8 protein-coding genes are annotated in these 19,200 nt (G+C 44.6%); all 8 read right to left on the bottom strand.

Annotation, left to right across the window (positions count from 1 at the left end):
- Window positions 1-9: 9 nt before the first annotated feature.
- Complete coding sequence (gene secA2, locus HA044_RS01500) at window positions 10-2,394, bottom strand: accessory Sec system translocase SecA2 (RefSeq protein WP_187538872.1); 2,385 nt, start codon at window positions 2,392-2,394, stop codon at window positions 10-12.
- A 24-nt stretch (window positions 2,395-2,418) separates the two neighbouring features.
- Complete coding sequence (gene asp3, locus HA044_RS01495) at window positions 2,419-2,889, bottom strand: accessory Sec system protein Asp3 (protein WP_187538611.1); 471 nt, start codon at window positions 2,887-2,889, stop codon at window positions 2,419-2,421.
- The gene (gene asp2, locus HA044_RS01490) at window positions 2,886-4,430 is read right to left on the bottom strand and encodes an accessory Sec system protein Asp2 (protein WP_187538609.1); all 1,545 of its coding nucleotides are present in this window, start codon (window positions 4,428-4,430) and stop codon (window positions 2,886-2,888) included. Before asp2 ends, asp3 begins: the two co-directional genes overlap by 4 nt.
- Complete coding sequence (gene asp1 / locus HA044_RS01485; protein ID WP_187538607.1) at window positions 4,423-6,012, bottom strand: accessory Sec system protein Asp1; 1,590 nt, start codon at window positions 6,010-6,012, stop codon at window positions 4,423-4,425. Before asp1 ends, asp2 begins: the two co-directional genes overlap by 8 nt.
- 8 nt (window positions 6,013-6,020) lie before the next feature.
- Window positions 6,021-7,238 carry an accessory Sec system protein translocase subunit SecY2 gene (gene secY2, locus HA044_RS01480; protein ID WP_187538605.1) on the bottom strand — a complete coding sequence of 406 codons (1,218 nt, stop codon included), beginning with the start codon at window positions 7,236-7,238 and terminating at the stop codon, window positions 6,021-6,023.
- Window positions 7,239-7,464: 226 nt separating this feature from the next.
- Window positions 7,465-8,469 (bottom strand): sugar transferase, encoded by a 1,005-nt coding sequence (locus HA044_RS01475; RefSeq protein ID WP_187538604.1) that lies wholly within the window; start codon window positions 8,467-8,469, stop codon window positions 7,465-7,467.
- A 207-nt stretch (window positions 8,470-8,676) separates the two neighbouring features.
- Complete coding sequence (locus tag HA044_RS01470) at window positions 8,677-15,165, bottom strand: accessory Sec-dependent serine-rich glycoprotein adhesin (protein ID WP_187538602.1); 6,489 nt, start codon at window positions 15,163-15,165, stop codon at window positions 8,677-8,679.
- 218 nt (window positions 15,166-15,383) lie between these two features.
- Window positions 15,384-19,088, bottom strand: a complete 3,705-nt coding sequence (locus HA044_RS01465) for a KxYKxGKxW signal peptide domain-containing protein (protein WP_187538600.1) — start codon at window positions 19,086-19,088, stop codon at window positions 15,384-15,386.
- Window positions 19,089-19,200 lie beyond the last annotated feature (112 nt).

Genomic DNA, 19,200 nt, shown 5'->3' with positions numbered 1-19,200 from the left:
TGTCCTCTTTTATGGGAAATGCAAGACGATTTCCCCTTTAGTATTGATTTCGACGCGGCTTAGTAGAAGATTGCGGACCATTTGTCTTTTGGCTGCCTCTTTCATCCGTTCAAAGGATTGGTAGGCTTCTTGGAAAAATTCTACCAAAGGATTTTTCTGACTGGTGTATTGACCAGACAGAGCCATCCGCAACTGTTGCAAATAGTCGACCTGCTCGACCCAGTTTTCATCGATGGCTTTTAGGATGGCCATCCGTTGGAATTGCGCGATCACCTCATCGGTCCCTAAGACCTCATACTTGGCTTCCAGTTCGCTTTTAGCCAATTCCCACAAGAAATTTGCCTTCATATTTTTACTTCTAAAGGTTTGGCGCGCTTTTTGAGCATCGACTTGGTAACTAACATTGTCCAAAATATAGCGGTAAAAGGCTACAGGATCCTTGTAATCTTTCTCATTGACTACACTAGTAAATACAGAACGAAGGGCTTTTTCAACGATCTTATCCAAGCGGCCTTCTTGCTTGATCAAGCGGTCACGCTCTTCGTAGATGATCGCTCGCTGAATGTTCATACTTTCCGCAAATTCTAGCGTCATCCGACGACTGGCTTGGCCAGAACTTTCACTAGCATTTTGCGCTCGTTCGACCAAATTTTTATACTTGCGTTTGGTCAGAGCCTTAGTAGCTCCAATGCGCTCTTCCACATCATAGTCTTGATAGGTGTCCTGGATCCAGTCTGGCCCCCAGTTTTTCATCAAATCGTCTTCTAAAGAGACGAAGAACTTGGTCAAACCGGGATCTCCTTGGCGGCCTGAACGTCCCCGAATTTGAAGGTCAATCCGCTGGTTCATCATCCGCTCGGTTCCGACAACCACTAGGCCTCCTAACTCAGCGACTCCAGGTCCCAACTTGATATCGGTTCCTCGACCGGCCATTGAGGTTGCTACGGTTACGGCTCCCTTTCGGCCTGACTCCTTAATGATCTGGGCCTCTCGAGGAGCATTATTGGCATTAAGAAGATTATGAGGAATCCCTTCGCGCAAGAGAAGATTCGAGTAAAGAATCGACATCTCAACCGATCCGGCAAAGACCAGAATTGGATTGCCCTTTTCGTGGACTTTCTTCACATAGTCCAAGGAAGCCACGATTTTTTCCGGCAAGGTTTGGTAGATTTCATCCGGCAAATCCTTACGGATTTTCTTGCGATTGGTTGGGATCTTAATCACTGACATGGCATAGGTATCAAGAAACTCTGCCTCAGCGACCTTCCCAGTCCCTGTCATGCCTCCTAACTTTCGAAACATCTTAAAGAGGTTTTGGTAGGTAATGGAAGCCATGGCCCGTGTTTCCTGGGTTAGCTTGAGACCTTCTTTGGCCTCAATCGCCTGGTGGAGCCCTCCTTGCAAGCGGGTCATTTCCATCAGACGCCCCGTTGCCTGGTCTAGCAAGACAATCTCATCTTGCCCTTCGACATTGGGGTGGATGACATAGTCCTTGTCCTTAATAAAGTTTTTATTGGCCTGGAGGGCTAGGCTGATATGGCGGACCAAATCGCGGTATTGAGGATCATAAAGGTTGGGAATGGCTAAGAAGGATTCCGCTGAGCGGGCTCCTTTTCGAGTCAACCAAACCCGTTTCTTTTCTTCGTCAAACTTGAAATCTTCCCCCTCCTTGAAAGTCTGGATCAGGGTATCAATAATTCCATACAGGTTGGATTGAACTCGAGGAGAACCAGAAATAATCAAGGGAGTCTGAGCACTATCTAGAAGCACCGAATCAATCTCATCGACAATGGCGTAATTGAAGTCTGCCAAAAATTGGCCATCAACAGAAGCCGTCAAGTTCTCTGTTAGATAGTCAAAACCTAGGCTAGTATTAGTCGTATAGATGACGTCTGATTGGTAAATCTCACGTTTGACTTCTGGATCTAATTCTTCGTCTTCGGATTGTTTCAAAGGCACGCCGACAGTCAAACCTAAAAATCGATAGACCTGTCCCATTTCTTCCGCATCCCGGGTTGCCAAATAGGTATTGGTCGTAATGACCATAACCCCTTTGCCCTCTAGGGCATTGAGATAAACAGGCATGGTCGCTGTTAAGGTTTTTCCTTCACCGGTATTCATCTCAGCAACATTGCCCTGGTGCAAGACGATTCCTCCCATGACTTGGACGTCATAAGGAAACATACCCAAGACCCGTTTATCCGCTTCCCGCGCAACCGCAAATGCTTCTGGCAAGAGATCATCCAAGGTCTCGCCCTCTGCTAAACGTTCCCGAAATTCTACAGTCTTCTCCTGCAGTTGCTGATCCGTCAAGCGGGCGATCGCATCCTTCCAGCTATTGACTTTTTTTAAGATTTTCTTGATGTTTCTTAATTTAACGTAATCCAATGTGATCCTCTTTTTTGCAGTTTTGTTCGTCTATTCGAGAACTTCTGCTCCCTCAGACGATATTGGTTGAATAGTGAAATAGTGGAAGGTGAATTCTTGTAAGCCTGCACTAAGTAAGCGTACTTCATAGGCGTAGGCTTGATCTGGATAGATAAAGGACAAGCGTCCTTCTCCAGTTACGCGACGGCCTACAACCTCTCCAAAGCGATCTTTGAAGATGATTTCTACCATCACGGTATGAGAAGGAGTCGCTTCCATCGTGATCACCATCTCATACTCTTGCTCTCTTTTGAGCAGCGGTAGACTAGGAATTTGGCGGTTCTTCCCGAAATTTGTTTGCGAATACCAGGTTTTCAGCACTTGACCAGACGGCATGAGGGAATTTTGAAACTGAACGCTTCCTTGGGCAGTCGCCTGAATGGTCGACCCCCAGAGATAATCAGCTAACACGAGATCTCCCCAGTAGATGCGTCTACTGTCATTTTGTTTGATGTTTATCATTGGTTTCTTCCAAAGTCTCTTTCCATGATTTCTTTGTACTGGGTCACAAACCATTCAATGATCGGACCACTCGCATCGTTGTGGCGACCGGCACGGCTAGTACTGATAATACGAACCGGCAATGCATACAAGGCCTCTAAAATATCGGGATAGGCTTTTTGATCATAGTCATCATCCCGCATATAAGCAAGAGCTAAAATCGTATTCTTGAAGTCTGCTTGATGGAAGCGATCCCAGAAGCGTTGATTGAGCTGTCTGATCCCTTCTTGTGACACTTGACCGATGATCAACTGCATCATATCTAGAGACGTTCCAAACTCATCTGGACGTCTAAATTTCAGGTTGGCAGCGACATCCCCCAGGTTGACAATGGGTTTTCCAACCAAGATGGCATGAGGAGAATAGAGAGCGCCATAATAGAGTGCCCCAAAGGTCCCCATGGATAAACCTGAAAAATTCATCTCTTTGGGTTCAAAGCCAAGCAAGTCCAACTGCTGATCAATAAAGGCAGTAATCTGATCTTCCAGCTCTTTTGAGCCCATATAGAAGGAACCTCCTTCTAGTCTTGGGTCAGAAAAGAGAATAAAGGGGCTGCCCATATCCCGCATCATTTTAAAGCCTTCGAACCCTTCGGCCGGACGATACCCAGAAAAGTAAATATTTAAAGGTGGCTTCATATCACCTGGATGAAAATAGGCAAAAATTTCTTGGCGCTTGTGGTCCCGCAGCGTCTGAGCGCCTACCGTCATGCCTCCTAAAGGGCCATGGGACAGGCGCTTGTGTAGAGCTCCAATCGTAAGAGCCCCCTCTCCTTTTGCTTCCAACGAGAAGGCAAGGTAATAAGGTTCTGCTCCGTCTAATTCAAGCGGAGTCTGCATCTCTTCTTCTGAAAAGACGGCATCTTTGACCCAATCCCCTAGACCTCCCCTGCGGTAAAATTGAATTCGCAATTGCAGCTGACAGCTAGGGTCTTTTTCGTATTCCAACCAAAAATTGATTGGGCGACTAGCGTCGTACACATAGTTATAGACCCACTGGGCAATCGGCGTAAACTCTTCCCCGTATGCTCCATTAAGCTTAAGGAAATGTTGCCCCAAGACTGTTTGCCGGCCAGCAAAGTCAGGTCTCACCTGCAGATCACCAACCATAAAGGAATCCCCATATTGATTGTCATATAAAAAGCGCTCTATAACATAAAGAAACTGGGGCTTATTTGAGAAATCCCATGGTCTTGCTTGCTTAAGGGTTAAGAGGTGGGCCAATTCTGCAGAAGGCGCCTCTAGCCCATGGCTCTCGTCATAAAAAACAGTATAAGGCTGAAAATACGTCAGGTCTTCTCCTAAAGCCAACAAATCTTCTGGCTTCTCTAGAATCAAGGCTTTAAATTTAGAGATTTCCTCTTCTTCCATATAGTCTTTGAGCGATGGAAGAGCCGTCACCTGAAAAAAGTGCCAGCCAAGTCCAGCTGGAAGGTCCACTTGATCTTGCCAGTTGCTCGAGCCGATTTGGAGAATATGGGTTAATTGTTGTTTCCTATCCATGACGTTCTCTCATCCATCCTTCCCACTTCTCGATCAAGCGTTGACCGGTGTATTCTTGAATTTTTTCGATCGAGTAGACCAAGGCTTCATTCCAAGGCTTTAATTCCAGTAAAAAGTGAGTCAATGCCTTGTCCAATTCCTTGTCGCCTTTGGATAAGACATAGCCATTTTTCAAGTGATCCACATATTCAGTTTGGACACAGTTGACCTGTGGAATCCCAGCAGAGATCCCTGCGATCTGCGTGTAGAGATTAGGTTCCTCACTTAAATCGACGATCAAGCGTGTTTTTTCTAATTCCTGAATAATGTCATTTTCATTTGAAAAATTCTTGACCACAAAACGGTAGTCTGGTGCGTCTTGTACAGACTGCTCATCAATGATCTGGTTTTCCCCGAGGCCTGCTGGCTGAGTTGGAGTTTGAACGGTATGCAAGGCCGTCTCGCTTGATACGAGCTCTTCTAATTGTTGCTCCAGTTCCTTCACTCTTTCAGCAGCCCCATTGTAAAATGCAAAGACCACTTCAAACAAGGGGTGTTGCGCCAACACTTCCAAGATTTTCTTTAGTTGTTTTCGAGTTGGCAGGGCCTGTGCATCCACATAATAGTAGATCTTTGACTCCTTTCGCTCCTGACTAGAACCCAATCGAAGCCGAGAATCAAACGAAGTGATTCGGTGTGTCTTTCGAGCCAGGCTGGGCGATAAGGCTACGATCGCTTTCTTGGTCTTTTCACTATCCGTAATCAAAAGCTGGGCATCAATCATGTCAAAATAGAGTGCAAAGTCTTCGGCTGACAAGGGCTGGCGATCTCCATAAAAAGAAAGAACTTTCTTAACGCTACTGGCTGTATCTTGGATAAAGGCGAGATTAGCTGGATGAGCTGCAAGGACCAATTGGTCGCGTCCAGGTACCAAGTTCGCCAACCGCTCCTTCATCTTTTCAGCGACAACTTCGCCCATATTGGCATAGCTTTCTTTTTTGAAGGCATTGAAAAAGATTTCATTGACCATGACAGCCTGACTTTCTTCTGTCAGCATTTCTCTTAAGATCCATTGTCCATCAAAACGCAGGTACTCTTGGAAATAAGGCCGTCCTTCATGGTAGTAGATCCTACTGGAGACAAAACCACGGTCATCTAGGTACTCGATATAGAGGATCTTGTCCTCTTTATAACGGGTTAGCGAGAGGATATTCCCATCGATCCCCATCTCCATCGACGCAAGATGCTTGCCATTTTTAAAGGCAAGGGCCAAAAAAGGAGTATAAGAAAAAGTCGTCTCACGGGGCCATTCCATATCCTGTAACTGGACAGGACACATGGCTAAATCGGACGGGACCCCTTGCAGGTCATCAAAAATCGAGAGCACATCTGTCTCAAGCAAATCTTGACGGTGTAAAAAATAGCGCAACTGGGGACTATAGTGAGGCAACAATAAGATCCGATCCATTCCTGCTTCTTGAAAAATACGAACTTGATTAATGGTATCGTCAAATTCAATGGACTCTCGCATCCAGTACCAAGGGGTAGCTGTTTGCTGCCAGATGCGGTCCGTTCCATACCAGGCTGGTACAAAATAATACATGGTGACTCCTAGAATATTCTTGTATAACGTTGATTGACACGAAGGGCACGGATTTCTTCACGAATATTGTAAATCATTCCGACAAACATAAGAAAAGTCCCTGGAATCATGGTCAATCGCAAAAGTTCCTTATCCCATAGCAAGACAGAAAAAGGAAGGGCGGTAAAGAGGATCAAATACAGAGTTCCAAAAACCGTCAAACGTAGCACGATTCCATTGATATAGTGGCGGGTATCTGCTCCAGGATAGATATAGTCGATATACTCTGAAGCCTTCATCATTTTATCCGCAATTTCTTCACCATTGACATTGACAAAAGCAAAGGCAAAAGAGAGAATTCCAATCATGAGAATGTATAGAAGAATCCACATCGGGTCTCCCATCACCAAGTGCTTGGCCAACTGAGCAGCCCATTTGGCATTGGAATCCATGGACAAGATCAAGAGCATAGCATACTGAGGAATGGACACCAGGGTCATGGCATACATGAAAGGCATGCCACCAGCCGGGTTGAGCTTGATATCCAAAAAGGTATAACTCTTGAGATCATTATGAATCCCCAATTTATTGACAGGGATTTGATACTTGGCGTACTCTACAAGGACAGCGACAAACACAAATACGAAGAGGAAAATCACAGCGACAAGATAGGCGATAGGTGGGATATTATTGACATTTGAAAGGGTCTGCATCACGTCTTCTGGAAGGTAGAGGACCATACCAGCCATCATGATGACCACCGAACTTCCAAGTCCCAAGGCCGCATTTAGATCGGATAGCCAAACCAAAAAGAAGGCACCTGCCACCATAATCATGGTATTGACCGTAATGACAAGCCCAGAGTTCAAGCCTGTCTTCAACGGCAAATACATGGCCACAGCCAGGGACTGGACAATCGCAAGCGCCAAGGTCACGTACATCTTTCGACGCTCCACAATCTCTGAGCTGGTTTTTTCGAGGTTAAAGCGTTTTGAAACGGTAAACATCCGCCATAAAATCATAGAGGACATCCAAGGAGAAAGGCCGATCGAAAAGATAGACATGCCACGGAGATTTCCTCCCATCACAGCACTTGAGAGCTGCAAGCCAGTTGCCGTCCCTTCGTTGAGTCTCAAGGCCTTAGACAGGTCCACAAAAGGCAGGGAAATTTTACTTCCCAAAACATAAATAAAGACGAAAAAAATCGTCCAACAAAATCGCTTTCCTATTTCAGATCGTTTTAACATTTCTTTTTAAACTTTCTCTTCCACTCGTTGACTCCTCCATCTCGGAAATGAGCCTCTAAATCTATGCTGTACAGGCATTTTATCTCAACTTATTTTACCATAATTTGCGACGTTTCCAAACTCATTTGTCACTAATCTTTGATAATATTTCAAATGAACCATTTGGTACCGATTTCAATAAAAAATTCTCCAGATAATGATCTGAAGAATCTTGTTTGAGATGATCTTACTCCCCTAAAGCCATCAAGGCATCGACAAATAATTTCTTTGTAAAATAGCCATTGCGAATCAAGTAAGAAGTGTATTGGGCTTTTTGAACCATTTGAGCGTACTCTTCTTCTGTACATTCTTGGACCAGACGATTGGCTTCTTCGAGACTAGATGCTACAAATCCCAGCCCTTTTTCTTGGATATAGTCTACATTTGATACATAATCTGGCACGACTACCGGAAGACCCGCTGATAGATAGGTCGATAATTTGTAGGAAATATTTTCCTTGTAGTAATCCCTCTCATCCTCCGGATGCTCTGAATTTCCCCAGACAAGACCGAAACCACCTTTGGAAAGCTCTAAAAGCAACTCCTGCTTGGTCCGCCAGCCTTCCATATGAACCTTAGTATAATCGACTCCTTCAACTGGCTCTGCATAGACATGAAGCGGTGTATCATATTTCCAGTCAATAATATGGGGGAAGCGTGAAGGATTGCCTGAAAAGATTAGTTTTTTCTCAAATTGGGGAGTATAGAGATCCAAACTGTGGGTCAAGTCCCATAATTTTTGTACAACAAATTTCTTCACAATCAGGCCTTCTGACACCAGGTGGCGGTACATCTGCTCTGACGGGACGATCACCAGATCACTCTGATTGTACATGTCGATGTATGCAGGCATAAGATCGTAATTGCTTTCAAACATGAGTGGTGGGACATCATGGATGAACATGACTAGCTTGGTTTGAAGAAGTTTTAACTTATCAACTAAACGGCGATCCCACTCAATCCCATTCCATGAAGGAGATTGCACAAAGACAATATCTCCAAAAGCAACACTCGCCAAAATCCCATCCATTCGCGAATTCAGTTCGCCCTCTGGTTCATTGCTATGATCATAGAAATAAATCCCTAATTCGTTCACTCCCAATTCACGCACCACATTCATGATATCGTTTTGGGCCATCAAGGCTACGCTCTGAGGAGACTGCCCGAATAAATTTGTAAAATGGATTTTCATCTCTTTCCTCTAACTGTTCGTTCAATTTCAAATTTCGTGAAATCACGAGGAGAAAAGGGCTCCGATCCTCTTTGGCCTGTATTCTTCTCCATCTATTTCACAGAAACTTCCTCATTCATTATAACACATCCCTCTCTTCTTTCACATCTCCGACAACCAAAAGACCATCTCTCGGCAATGAGAGACGGTCTTTTTAGTTCACATGGACTAGCGGCTATCTTTTTTACGGAAACCTAGGAGAGATAATCCTGATAATAGGGCAGAAACTCCTGTGGCAAAAATACCAGACAAAGCTCTTCCTCCCGTATCAGGTAGAGAAGGAGTCACCTTGTCTCGGCTAGAAGCCAGACGTGCTGGTTCAGTCTCTGTCTCAGAAACTGAGTGAGACAAGCTAGAGGAAGCCATTACCAGTTCCGTAGCAGACCTATTACTTGAGAAGTTTCTCGCATAAGACACCTTGACAGATCTTGAAACAGGCTGTGATTCGGATTGGTTAGCAGACATTGAAGCTTGAGATTGCGATTCAGATTGACTTGCTGAAATTGAAGCTTGGAGCAAGGACTCAGATTGACTTGCTGAAGCCGAAGCTTGGGCTTGTGACTCAGATTGACTTACGGAAGCTGAAGCTTGGACTTGTGACTCAGATTGACTTACGGAAGCTGAAGCTTGGACTTGTGACTCTGACTGGCTTACCGAAACTGATTCTTGAACCTGTGACTCAGATTGGCTTGCTGAAGCTGATTCTCGAACCTGTGATTCAGATTGGCTCGCTAAAATCGAGGCTTGAACCAACGATTCTGATTGGCTCGCTAAAATCGAGGCTTGAACCAACGATTCGGATTGGCTCACAGAAAGCGATTCTTGGACTTGCAATTCAGACTTGCTTGCTGAAAGTGATTCTCGAACCAAGGATTCAGATTGGCTTGCCGAAACCGAAGCTTGGACCAAGGACTCAGACTGGATTGCCGAAATCGATTCTCGTACTTGCGACTCTGACTGACTCGCTGAGGCCGATTCAGAAAGTTTCTCACTCATCGAAACAGACTGAGACAAGGAAGCCAGTTGAGAAACTACTTCCTTCGATCCAACGGCTGATGTCGACTGCGATTGGGACAAAGAAGTTGATTTGGATGCTACATCAGACAACGATTCGGATTGGTTCGCAGAAAGCGATTCTTTATCCTGTGACTCTGACTGACTCGCCAAAATTGATTCTTGAACCAACGATTCGGATTGACTCGCTGAAATCGAAGCTTGAACTTGTGAGTCAGATTGACTCGCTGAAGTCAAGGCTTGAACTTGCGATTCGGACTGGCTGGCAGAGATTGAAGCTTGGACTTGGGAGTCAGATTCGCTTGCGAAAATTGAAGCTTGAACTTGTGAATCAGATTGACTTGCTGAAATTGAAGCTTGTACCAACGACTCAGATTGACTTGCTGAAGTTGATGCTTGAACCAAGGATTCAGATTGGCTCACTAAGGCTGATTCAGAAATTTTCTCGCTCATCGAAGTAGATTGAGACAAAGAAACAAGTTGAGAAACTACTTCCTTCGATCCAACAGCGGATGTTGACTGCGATTGGGACAAGGAAGTTGATTTAGATACCACATCAGATAATGATTCTGACTGACTTGCCGAAACCGATTCTTGAACTTGTGATTCAGATTTGCTTGCTGAGATTGAAGCTTGAATCTGTGACTCAGACTGGCTTGCAGAGATCGAAGCTTGAACTTGTGAGTCAGATTGACTTGCAGAAATCGAAGCTTGAACCTGGGATTCAGATTTGCTTGCCGAAACTGAGGCTTGAACCAACGATTCTGATTGACTCGCTGAAACCGAAGCTTGAACTTGGGATTCGGATTGGCTTGCCGAAACCGAAGCTTGGACCAACGACTCAGATTGACTTGCTGAAGTCGAGGCTTGAACCTGTGACTCAGATTGACTTGCTGAAATCGATGCTCGGACTTGCGACTCAGATTGGCTTGCTGAGATTGAAGCTTGGACTAAGGACTCTGACTGACTTGCAGAGATTGAAGCTTGAACTAACGATTCTGATTGACTTGCTGAAGTCGAGGCTTGAACTTGAGATTCGGATTGACTCGCTGAAGTCGAAGCTTGAACTTGCGACTCTGACTGACTCGCCGAAGTCGAGGCTTGGACTTGCGATTCGGATTGACTCGCTGAAGTCGAAGCTTGAACCAATGACTCTGACTGACTCGCGGAAATTGATTCTTTAACCAACGAATCAGATTGGCTTGCTGAAGTCGATACTTGAACTTGCAATTCGGATTGACTTGCCGAAACCGAAGCTTGTACCAACGACTCTGACTGACTTACTGAAACCGAGGCTTTAACCAACGATTCTGATTGACTCGCTGAAGTCGAGGCTTTAACCTGTGACTCAGATTTACTTGCCGAAACTGATTCTTTAACTTGTGACTCAGATTGACTTACCGAAATCGAAGCTTGGCCTTGGGATTCAGATTGGCTCGCTGAAGTTGAGGCTTGAACTTGCGATTCGGACTGGCTTGCTGAAATCGATGCTTGTACTTGTGATTCAGATTGGCTTACCGAAATCGAAGCTTGAACTTGCGATTCGGACTGGCTAGCTGAAGTCGAAGCTTGTACTTGTGACTCAGATTGGCTCGCAGAAACCGAAGCTTGTACTTGTGACTCAGATTGGCTCGCTGAAGTCGAAGCTTGAACTTGTGATTCAGATTGGCTTGCTGAGATTGAAGCTTGAATCTGTGACTCAGACTGGCTTGCAGAGATCGAAGCTTGTACTTGTGACTCTGATTGGCTTGCCGAAATCGATTCTCGGACTTGCGATTCTGATCGACTAGCTGAGATTGAAGCTTGAACCAACGACTCAGCCTGACTTGCTGAAACCGAAACTTTAATTAACGATTCAGATTCGCTTGCAGAAACCAATTCTTTAACCAACGATTCGGACTGACTTGCCGAAACTGATTCTTTAACCTGCGATTCAGATTGGCTTGCGGAAATTGAAGATTGAACTTGTGATTCTGACTGGCTTGCGGAAATTGAAGATTGAACTTGCGATTCTGACTGACTTGCTGAAGTCGATTCTCTAACCTGTAATTCAGACTGACTTACTGAAACCGAGGCTTGAACCAAGGACTCGGACTGGCTCGCTGAAGTTGAGGCTTGAACCTGTGACTCAGATTGACTTACCGAAATCGAAGCTTGAACTTGCGACTCAGACTGGCTCACTGAACGTGATTCTCGGACTTGCGACTCTGATTGGCTCGCGGAAACCGAAGTTTGGACTTGCGACTCTGACTGACTCGCCGAAACCGAAGCTTGAACTTGTGATTCAGATTTGCTTGCCGAAATCGATTCTCGTACTTGCGATTCGGATTGACTCGCTGAAGTCGAAACTTGAACTTGCGACTCTGATTGGCTTACGGAAGCTGAAGCTTGAACCTGTGATTCTGATTGACTTGCTGAAGTCGAGGCTTGTACTTGTGACTCTGATTGGCTCGCCGAAACCGAAGCTTGGACCATCGATTCTGATCGACTAGCTGAGATTGAAGCTTGAACCAACGACTCAGATTGACTTGCTGAAGTCGAAACTTGAACTTGCGACTCTGACTGACTCGCGGAAATTGATTCTTTAACCAACGACTCTGACTGACTTGCTGAAGTCGAGGCTTGTACTTGTGACTCTGACTGGCTCACTGAAGCCGAAGCTTGGACCATCGATTCTGACTGGCTCGCTGAAGTCGAGGCTTTAATTAACGATTCGGATTGACTTGCTGAAGTCGAGGCTTGAGCCTGCGATTCTGATTGGCTTGCGGAAATTGATTCTTTAACCAGCGATTCAGATTGACTCGCAGATGTTGAAGCTTGAACCAACGACTCTGACTGGCTTGCTGAAATCGATGCTAGAACCTGCGACTCAGACTGGCTCACTGAACGTGATTCTCGGACTTGTGATTCTGATCGACTTGCTGAAATCGATTCTCGGACTTGTGACTCTGATTGGCTCGCAGAAACCGAAGCTTGTACTTGTGACTCTGATTGGCTTGCCGAAACTGAGGCTTGGACTTGCGATTCGGATTGACTCGCCGAAACCGAGGCTTGTACTTGTGACTCTGATTGGCTCGCAGAAAGCGAAGCTTGGACCAACGATTCTGATCGACTAGCTGAGATTGAAGCTTGCACCAACGACTCAGATTGACTTACGGAAGCTGAAGCTTGTACCAAGGACTCCGATTGGCTCATAGAAATAGATCGTGATACGAGCACTGTAGATTCGCTTGTAGAGACAGATAGCGATAAGGATTCAGAAGATTCACTCACTGCCAGCGACTGATTTTTTGAATTAGCTTCTGACTGTGATCGAGAGGCAGACTCAGAGGTTGGTGACTCACTCTCTGAGATAGACGCTGAAGTCGAGAAACTTTGCGATTGTGAGGCAGATTCTGACGGTGTCATTCTCCGATAATAATAAGTGGTACTGATTAATGGGTATGGGACTACATATTTTTTGATTGTTTGTTTGAAGTTAGAGAAGCCGTCTGCTCCGTGAGGCGTCGCATCCTCTCCTACAATCATGGTTGAATTATTACTAACAGACGGTGAGCTTGGAAGTTCCGTGAATGGTTTTGGAACTGTATATTCAATCCCTGTTTTCTCATCTGTATAAGTAACCGTCTCCTTAGTAGAGAACCATCCCGTAATATCCAACTCTAAATGTTGTTCATCTATCCGTCTTGGTGTCACATTCAGGAAGTAATCCTTGTTTTGACTTTCAACCCTACGGGTTCCACCTAAATCAGTAAGATTATCCGTACGATCCTGATTAAAGTCTTTTTCATAAACAAGTGTATAAACATTAGTCACTTGAGTATTGCCTAAATCGCCACTACTAACATCATGAATTTTAGAAGGATCTAAAACATAGTAGCGAAGTGAATAATCACCATTCTGATTCAACTGGACAACTTCACTTTTAATGAAATGCTCACGCGCATCACCTAGTAATTCAATTGTTGACTTTCCATTCTTACTATTATCAAATATCCCACTTTTCCAATTTGGAGATATATTTCTTGCTGCAACTTGTACGTAACCTGGGAATTCGCGCGGATTTGAAGCCGTATAGTGTTGGCCTTCCAACCCATAGATTTTATATTCCATTAACGCTCTTTCTCTTCCCGTTGGTTGGTACTCTGTAGTGTAGGGATAAGCATAGGGATCAACTTCTCTATAAAATGTTGATTGTTGCCCTACCATAGAGGGAATTTTGATACGAGGATACGTTAGAATTAATTTTCCTTGATTCGAAGGCTCCATGACATCATAAATACTGCGGAACAAGACAGCTTGATCCGGAATAACTTGCGTCACAATTCCAAAAGTCGCGTTATCTTCAGAAGGTATCGAATTGTAAACCCAGTTTCCAAGTGGAGCTTCACCAATCAATACTTCTTTTGGTAATTGGATCTCTTCTCCCGTTCTACTTGGAGATACTGTTTGTGAAAAAATCTCTGCCCCATCTGATTTCCGAACAATACGGAAATAAACATCCATTCCTTTTCGTTTGTCTGGGGCTATTTCACTGGTATCAATCGACATGGTCGCATAGTAACCGAGCGAGTTTCCTTGTTTATTTACAAATTCCCAAATTCCAAATGTATAGCGATGCAAGTAGGGGTTATCTGCATACATTTTAAGTTCTTCAGGTGTAAGCTTTAAAGCATCTTTATCAAGATGAGGATCTTTAAGATAACCTGGTGTATCAAGAGTGGGGTCTTCTACACTGGCACCGTTTGGATCATCTGGATTGGGTTTTATATCTAAAATATCAGGTGCAGTATAGACTTCCTCATAAATTGGAGACAATTGAGCTGAGATAGCTGGCTTCCCATTTACATTGGAGTTTCCTACAAAGCCTGCAGCTGTTAAGGTGGTCATCATCTCATCAACTGCTTTGCCCAAGCGATCGCGTTGCTCGGCATAAGCTTGCGCACTGGCATTAGTATGGACCAAACGATAGCTAGTCGCTACTTCCGATTGTAGCTTATTGATGACTGCTTCCAAAGCTGCCTTACGCTCAGGCACTGGTATCTGAGCAGCGTATTTCCCTGCGATTTGTTGGAGCAGATCTGCTTCAGAAGCGTTTTGTTCCAGTAGGGGAGCTTCATCTGTAGTCGCTGGTTCATCTACCGCAGATTCTGAAGCTAGAACTTGTGTGGATTCACTAGAAACGCTTGACAAACTGGTAGATTCTTGCCCACTGATGGAAATAGAAGTCGTTTCAGAAAGACTGGTAGAGGTTGATAGAGAAGCGGAGGCAGAATCTAGCGAGGATGTCTTAGAAAGAATTACGCTATCTGCTTCTACCAATGTCTCTTTTTTAGTTTCAGACACAGTCGGCGCAAGAGATGCCACTTCTTCTGCTTGAGCCGTCGTAGCCACAACAGCTCCTCCAAATACAGTTCCTACAGCAACCAAGCCTTTTAATAACTGTTGGCCATCTTTATGAAGACGACCACTATCTTCTGGAACTTCGGCATTGACCATCTCCTCTACTTGCCCCCGAACCACACGAAAGAGTCCTAGAGCAGCAGTTGATGCCCGAAGCCAATTTTTACCTGATTTGATTAATTTAAAGCGAACGACACGATCCGTTTCCCGAAAGTTTCCCTTTGCACGCTTAAATTGCATGGTATACCCCTTGTACTCATATAATCTAGTTACTATTATTATACAAGAATGCTATGCAGATTCAAGTAATTTGTTACCAAAAGCAAATATATTTCTGTATCCGCTTTCACATTTCATGAAAAGTTTCATCATTCTTTCAATTTCTTTTGCAAGGCACTCAAAAAGGCTGGACAAGTGTCCAACCTTCGCTAGATAATTGGAGTTACTTACCCACTAGATTACTCATCTTTTTGTTTCCGTAGGCCTAGAAGGGATAGACCAGCAAGAAAGGCAACTACTCCTGTTACAAAGTGAGTCGTCTCTACTGTCCCCGTTTTTGGAAGCAGGGCTTCTGAGTGCTGATGGTGCAGTTCTTCACCCGCTTGATTTGTTGATAAAGATAGGTTCCCTGAAGTACGGGCATCCGAGGTACGAGACACTGATTCACTAGAAGAGATAACATTGCTCGATGATTCGATCACTAGTTGTGATTGGCTAAGTGACTGAGAAGCACTAACTGTGTCAGAGGTTGAGGTCAATTCAGACAACGGTAAAGATTCTGAAATTGACATAGAATGGCTTGTTGAGCCTGAGACTGAAGTACTGGCCGATGTTGAGGCCGATTCAAATAAGGACAATGACGCAGAATTTGAAGCGAATTCAGAGATCAAAATGGACTCTGAGGTGCTCACTGAGACTGAATCATTGACTGAGGCTGAAGCCCGGACAGATTCAACCATTGACTCTGAGACAGGCAAAGACTCCGAGACTCTTTCAGAAAACGATGCACTTCTAGATTCAGATGTTGAAACCGATTCTAAAGTTGAGGTTGAGACCGAATCAGAGCTGCTCACTGAAGCAGATGTACTTGCTGAATCTGAATAAGAGAGCGATTCTGACAACGATAATGATGCTGAGGCAGAACTTGAAATTGACTCTGAGGTGCTTACAAATACAGATATGCTGACTGATTCAGATAGGGATTCTGAGTCTGAAGTAGAAAGGGATTCGCTCCTAGATTCAGACACTGAGACCGATTCGGAATGCGAGATTGAGCCTGAAGCAGAGACGCTCACTGAATCAGAAACCGAAACTGAAATTGATTCACTTTCCTGGACAGAAGTGCTCTGAGACTCTGAAACTGACAAGCTTACTGAGGTTGAAGCACTATCCAAAGCGTATTCACTTCCAGATTCAGATAATGAGACCGACTCGGAGTGCGAGATCGAACCTGAAACAGATTCGCTTACTGAATCTGAAACACTGACTGATGCTGAATAAGAGAGCGATTCTGACGACGATAATGACACAGAATTTGAAACGGATTCAGAACTTACGATTGACTCGGAGGCACTTACTAATAAAGATATGCTAATCGATTCAGAGATACGTGCTGAGTCAGAGACTGAGGCTGAAAGGGATTTGGAGACTGACTCGGAGTGCGAGATCGAGCCTGAAACGAATTTGCTTTCTGAATCAGAAATAGAAGTTGAACTAGACTGGCTCTCCAGAACTGATGTATTCTGAGATCCTGAAATTGAAACACTAGCTGACTCTGATGTTGAAATCGATTCTGATAATGACACAGAATTTGAAACGGATTCAGAACTTGAAATCGACTCTGAGGTACTTACTAATACTGATGTACTGACCGATTCAGACAGATATTCCGAGACTGACGCAGAATGGGATTCACTTCTAGATTCCGATACTGAAACTGACTCGAAGTGCGAGATTGAACCTGAATCAGAGACGCTCACTGAAGCCGAAACACTAGCTGACTCGGAGGTTGAAATCGATTCTGACGATGACAATGATGCTGAATTTGAAACAGATTCAGAACTTGAAATCGACTCTGAGGTACTTACTAATACTGATGTACTGACTGATTCAGACAGATATTCCGAGACTGACGCAGAATGGGATTCACTTCCAGATTCAGATAATGAGACTGACTCGGAATACGAAATCGAACCTGAAATAGATGCGCTTACTGAATCAGAAATAGAAGTTGAACTAGACTGACTTTCACTCTCCATCACCGAAGTATTCTGGGATTCAGAAACTGATGCACTTGCCGATTCTGACCTTAAAATAGATTCTGAAATTGATTCACTAAGGGATTCGGAGACTGAGGCAGATTCAGAACCAGACTGGCTGTTCAACAGGGACGCTCTCACTGACTCAGAAATGAATACAGATTCTGAGGCAGAGAGAGAGACAATGGTACTGGTTGAAGCCGACTGTGATGTAGCAATCGATTCCAATTGACTAGTCGAAAGAGATACTGATTGGCTGAATTCCGACGAATCCATGGTCACCGCCACATAATTACTGGCAGCTGAATAGACGAGACGATCCCCATATAAGACCTGAATTTTCGCATTCACTCCTCCTGACTGCAAGGGAACGGTAGGAACCACTATCGCCCGACCTGAAGCGTCAGCCACTGCTGTTCCGACTGCTTCCTCATTGTTGTACAAAACAACGGTTGATCCAGGCTTCGCTCCCGTTACAGTTACAGGCGTTTGGGTATTAGCTTTTTCCAACAATCTTGTCATGACTGTTGGCGCTGGTAAACCTTTCACAGGCACCGGCATATCACTAGCCGTGTTGTCTTTAAAAGTAATCCTCACCACACCTGATGCTGAAACTGAATAACTCTTGAAATCTTTTGAGCCTACGATTCTCGGATTGGAAGATCGAAACGCTTCCCACACCTGATCTTTTTCAGCCTGGTCCAGATTGTTGGGATCATTGACAACGACTTCTGTCGTCACAGCCCTAATTGGGTTACGAATTCCATCATTTTGGGGCAAAACTTTAATACGGAAAGAGCGATCAATAAACTGATTATTGGAGTTCGTGAACCGAACAGTAATCCGATAGGTTTTCCCAGGCTCCACAATTTCGGTACTACCTACTCTCCCTTCAATCAACATAGGTGCAAAGGCAGACTTCAAGGTCGCATTTGGCACCAAGACACCATCGACCCGCTCACTATTAGGAGCATAGCCCATATAAGTCAGGATAAGGCTACCATTACGCTCTCTCACAATATATTGCAGCTTGATAGGATCTGAATTATAAGCTGTGATTACATGATCATTTCCCGGTCCACTTATGAAAAATGGTGCACGAAAGGCATGTTCTTTCGTTATCACGCTACCTGTCCGAGGGTCACGCTGACCAGATGTCGCACGCAGCACCGCATTGGCTAAGCGATTGCGAGCGATCTTTGCTTGACTTTCCACTGCATCCATTTGAATTGCTGGATTGGACAAACCTGTTCGAATAGCTTCTAAAGCCAGATCACCATTCTCAATCGCAGTTTCCGTCCCAGGGATTTCCAAAGCTTGCTCACGATAGGTGCACAAATCCAAGGCCAAGGCTTGGAGACGCTGCACTTGCTCATCTGAACGCTGAGTTGGTGCTTCAGCTACGTTCTCAATCGGTTCCGTAGGCAATTCAGATGAAAATTGACTGGTAACGTGAGATTCGCTCAAAGAAACTGACTGAGTTACAGAACCGCTTTCGCTAGTTGTCTCTGAAAGCGAGACAGATGCACTCATTGATTGACTCGCTGCCAATGACTCCGAAGTGGCGGTCGTCCCCAAGACAAGGCTATCAGAACCAACTAGACCAGTTGATAAATTGGTCTCAGATTCAACCACTGCTTCCCCACCATTTTCCTCAGCAACCACTGGATTAGCAAGAGTTGTCGCCCCTGCAAGAGCACCCAGAGCCACAATTCCTTTCAAGAAAGAACTAGGAGCAGGCTGGCATACTGATTCGAAAGGTTCACACGTAGTAGCATGAGGGACACGAAAAAGCCCTAACTGCGAGATGGACGCCCGCACCCAAGTTTTTCCCGATTTGATCAATTTAAAACGTGTGATCCGCTCCGTTTCGCGGAACTCCCCTTTCAAACGTTTAAAAAACATGCCTGCTCCCTAAAAATAAGATATCGAGTTATTATACACCAATTTTATCAAAAAGTAACTAATTAAGACTAATTTTTATGCGAACAAAAGCCAAAAAGAGAACCCGAAGGCT

The sequence above is a fragment of the Streptococcus sp. IMAU 99161 genome, assembly GCF_014435245.1.
In the GTDB taxonomy this organism is placed as follows: domain Bacteria; phylum Bacillota; class Bacilli; order Lactobacillales; family Streptococcaceae; genus Streptococcus; species Streptococcus lactarius.
Note: the sequence above shows the minus strand (reverse complement) of the source record. Positions and strands in the feature narration are given on the sequence as shown.

Bases quoted from the DNA above. Each gene is read 5' to 3' on its own strand.
- asp2 (WP_187538609.1), bottom strand. From the start codon at position 4,430: ATGGATAGGAAACAACAATTAACCCATATTCTCCAAATCGGCTCGAGC.
- asp1 (WP_187538607.1), bottom strand. From the start codon at position 6,012: ATGTATTATTTTGTACCAGCCTGGTATGGAACGGACCGCATCTGGCAG.
- HA044_RS01475 (WP_187538604.1), bottom strand. From the start codon at position 8,469: ATGAAAATCCATTTTACAAATTTATTCGGGCAGTCTCCTCAGAGCGTA.
- secY2 (WP_187538605.1), bottom strand. From the start codon at position 7,238: ATGTTAAAACGATCTGAAATAGGAAAGCGATTTTGTTGGACGATTTTT.
- HA044_RS01470 (WP_187538602.1), bottom strand. From the start codon at position 15,165: ATGCAATTTAAGCGTGCAAAGGGAAACTTTCGGGAAACGGATCGTGTC.
- HA044_RS01465 (WP_187538600.1), bottom strand. From the start codon at position 19,088: ATGTTTTTTAAACGTTTGAAAGGGGAGTTCCGCGAAACGGAGCGGATC.
- asp3 (WP_187538611.1), bottom strand. From the start codon at position 2,889: ATGATAAACATCAAACAAAATGACAGTAGACGCATCTACTGGGGAGAT.